Origin of the sequence: Streptomyces oceani (genome assembly GCF_001751245.1) — a bacterium.
GTDB lineage: Bacteria > Actinomycetota > Actinomycetes > Streptomycetales > Streptomycetaceae > Streptomyces > Streptomyces oceani.
The window spans coordinates 5,482-9,392 of sequence record NZ_LJGU01000160.1 but is presented as its reverse complement, the minus strand read 5'-3'; the positions used below and the strand labels follow the sequence as shown (position 1 = coordinate 9,392).

The window sequence follows — 3,911 nt, the reverse complement described above, 5'->3', positions numbered from 1 at the left end:
CGGTACAGCAGCCCAGGACCAGCAGCCGGGCCACGCCCAGCTCCCGGCGGCCGAGACGACCCGCCCGGAGCGGCGCACCGCCGCCGGTGCCGCCGCCGGATCGGACGTCTCCGCGCTGGTGAACAAGCTGGCCGGGCGGCCGGCGGCGGAGCGCCGCCGCGTGCTGCTGGGTGCCGTACGCGGCCAGGTCGCGAACGTCCTCGGCTACGACGGCCCGCAGGACGTCGAGGCCCAACGCACCTTCACCGACACCGGGTTCACCTCGCTGACCGCCGTCGAGCTGCGGAACCAGCTCAGCGCCGAACTCGGCGTGACCCTGCCCGCCACCCTGGTCTTCGACCACCCCACGCCGGCCGTGCTGGCCGCGCACCTGGACGAGGAACTGTTCGGCGCCGCCACCCGGTCCGAGGCAGGGGCCGGCAGCGTGGCACTGGACACCGACCCGGTCGTCATCGTCGGCATGAGCTGCCGCTTCCCCGGCGGGGTAAGCGACCCCGAGGAGCTGTGGGAGCTGGTCGCCGCCGGTGGTGACGGCGTCTCGCCGTTCCCCGCCGACCGGGGCTGGGACCTGAACGCGCTCTACGACCCCGACCCGGACAACCCGGGCACCTGCTACACCCGGGAGGGCGGCTTCCTGCACGACGCGAGCCGCTTCGACCCGGCGTTCTTCGGGATCAGTCCACGCGAGGCGACCTCCATGGACCCGCAGCAGCGGCTGCTGCTGGAGACCTCCTGGGAGGCCCTGGAGCGGGTGGGCATGGACCCGCGCGCGGCGCGCGGCAGCCGTACGGGCGTCTTCGCGGGCGTGACGTACCAGGACTACACCACCCTGCTGGCCGCCGCCGAGGAGAGCTACGAGGGCTACGTCGGCACCGGCAACTCGCCGAGCGTTCTTTCCGGCCGCATCTCGTACACCCTGGGCCTGGAGGGTCCGGCGCTGACCGTGGACACCGCCTGTTCCTCCTCGCTGGTCGCGTTGCACCTCGCGGTGCAGGCGCTGCGACAGGGCGAGTGCGACCTGGCGCTGGCCGGCGGCGTGACGGTGATGTCCACGCCGGGCTCGCTCATCGAGTTCAGCCGGCAGCGGGCGCTCGCGGAGAACGGCCGCTGCAAGCCGTACTCGGCGGACGCGGACGGGGCCAGCTGGGCCGAGGGCGTCGGCATGCTCGCCGTCGAGCGGCTGTCCGACGCGCGGCGGAACGGTCACCGGGTGCTGGCCGTGGTCAAGGGCAGCGCGGTCAACCAGGACGGCTCCAGCAACGGCCTGACCGCGCCCAACGGCCCCTCCCAACAGCGGGTCATCCGGCAGGCCTTGGCCTCCGCACGACTCGGCACGACGGACGTGGACGTGGTGGAGGGGCACGGCACCGGTACGACGCTGGGTGACCCGATCGAGGCGCAGGCGCTGCTGGCGACCTACGGCGCCGGGCGGGACGCGGAAGCGCCTTTGTGGCTGGGCTCGCTCAAGTCGAACATCGGGCACAGCCAGGCCGCCGCCGGTGTCGGCGGGATCATCAAGATGGTGCAGGCGCTGCGGCACGGCCTGTTGCCCCAGACGTTGTACGCCGAGGAGCCGAGCCCGCACGTCGACTGGTCAGCGGGCGAGGTGCGGCTGCTGACCGAGGCACGGGACTGGCCGGCGGAGTCCGGGCGACCGCGCCGCGCGGGCGTGTCCTCGTTCGGCATGAGCGGCACCAACGCGCACGTCATCCTCGAACAGCCGCCGGTGGAGTCCGCCGCGCCGGCATCCGCCGCGCCGGCATCCGCCGCGCCGGCTGAGGAAGCGGCGGAGGCCGCCGAGCGGCCCGTCGACGTACGCGACCGTGCCGGGCTCCCGGTGGTGCCGGTGGCCCTGGCGGGGCGTACGGAAGGCGCGCTGCGGGAACAGGCGGACCGGCTGCTGACCCGCGTAGGCGGCCGTACCGCCCCGCAACTGACCGACCTGGGCTACTCATTGGCGACCTCCCGCCCCGCCTTCGAGCACCGCGCCGTGCTGCCCGCCCGGGACCACGCCACGCTGCTGGCACAGCTGCGCGAGGTCGCCGAGGGCGAACTCGTCGCGGGCGCGGGTGCCGTGACCGGGCTGGCCCGGGCCGGCGAGGGTCCGGTGCTGGTCTTCCCCGGCCAGGGCGCGCAGTGGGTCGGCATGGGACGCGAACTGCTCGACACCGCACCCGCGTTCGCCGCCCGGATCGCCGAGTGCGAGGAGGCGCTGCGCCCGTACGTGGACTGGTCGCTCACCGAGGTGCTGCGCGGCGGCACCGACCCGACCGACGCGGACGACCGGGCCGGCTCAGACGCCTTGGCCGATCCGGTCGCCGCGGGACTCCTGGACCGGGTCGACGTCGTACAGCCCGCGCTGTGGGCCGTGATGGTCTCCCTCGCGGCTCTGTGGGAGGCGTACGGCGTACGTCCCGCCGCCGTGCTCGGGCACAGCCAGGGCGAGATCGCCGCCGCCTGCGTGGCCGGCGCGCTGACCCTGGAGGACGGCGCCCGGGTGGTCGCGCTGCGGAGCCAGGCCATCACCGGGATCGCGGGCAGCGGCGGCATGATGTCCGTGCCGCTGCCGGTGGCGCGGGTCGAGGAGTGGCTGGCGGAATACGCCGGCGAGCTGTCCGTCGCGGCGGTCAACGGGCCGTCCTCGGTGGTGGTCTCCGGCTCCGCCGCCGAGCTGGCCCACCTGCACGAGCGGCTGGTCGACACGGACGTGCGGGCCCGTATGGTCTCCGTCGACTACGGCTCGCACTCGGCCCAGGTCGAGGCGATCCGGCAGCGGGTGCTGACCGCGCTGGAGCCGGTGCGTCCGGGCGAGCCCGAGCTGCCGTTCCCGTCCACCGTGACCGGCGGCTGGCTGAGCGCCGACAGTTCACTGGACGCGGACTACTGGTACACTAGCTTGCGCGAGACCGTCCGCTTCCAGGACGCCATGCGGCTGCTGTTGGCCGCCGGTCACCGGCACTTCATCGAGGTCAGCCCGCACCCGGTGCTCGCGGTCGGGATGCGCGAGTGCGCGGAGGAGCGCGACCTCGAGACGGCCGTGCTCGGCTCGCTGCGCCGCGAGGAGGGCGGCCTGGAACGCTTCCTGCGCTCGCTCGCCGAGGCCCACACGCAGGGCGTGGAGGTGGACTGGCACGCGGTGTTCGCCGGCAGCGGCGCGCGTCGCGTGGACCTGCCGACGTACGCCTTCCAGCGGGACCGCTACTGGCCGGTGCTGACCGCCCAGCCGGCGGAGCCGACGGCCACCGCCCCGGCGAGCGCCGCCGAGGCGCGGTTCTGGGAGACCGTCGAGCGCGAGGACCTGGAGGAACTGGCCGGCTCGCTGCAACTGCCCGTGGACACCCCGCTGCGGGAGGTGCTGCCCGCGCTGTCCAGCTGGCGGCGCAGCAGTCAGGAGCGGTCCACCGTCGACAACTGGCGCTACACGGTGTCCTGGTCACCGTGGACCGAGTCCGGCCCGACCCGACGGCTGACCGGCCGCTGGCTGCTGGTGCTCCCGCAGGACACCTCCGAGCTGACGGAGGCGGCGCGTGGCGCGCTGGAGACCCACGGCGCCGAGGTGCGTGTCGTACGGGTCGCGGCGGACGACGGCCCGGATCAGCTCGTACGCCGGCTGCGGGAGGTCGTACGCCCCGGCGCTGGGAAGTCCGAGGGGACGGGTGTGTCCGCGTCCGGCGAGACGACGGTCGGGCACGGGTCCGCCGCGTCCGCTACAGGGGACGCAGCACCGGGCGAGCTGACCGGCGTGCTGTCGCTGCTCGCGCTGGACGAGCGCCCGCACCCGGAACACCCGGCCGTGCCCGTCGGCCTGGCCGGCACCCTGGCGCTCGTCCAGGCGCTGGGCGAACTGGCCGTGTCCGCGCCGCTGTGGTGCGGCACCAGCGGCGCGGTGGCGATCGGCCGCTCGGAGCGGG

General features: G+C 74.8%; 1 protein-coding gene. It reads left to right on the top strand.

Annotation, left to right across the window (positions count from 1 at the left end):
• Window positions 1-3,911: type I polyketide synthase (locus tag AN216_RS25320; protein WP_139141000.1), on the top strand; the 3,911-nt coding region annotated here is incomplete at both ends.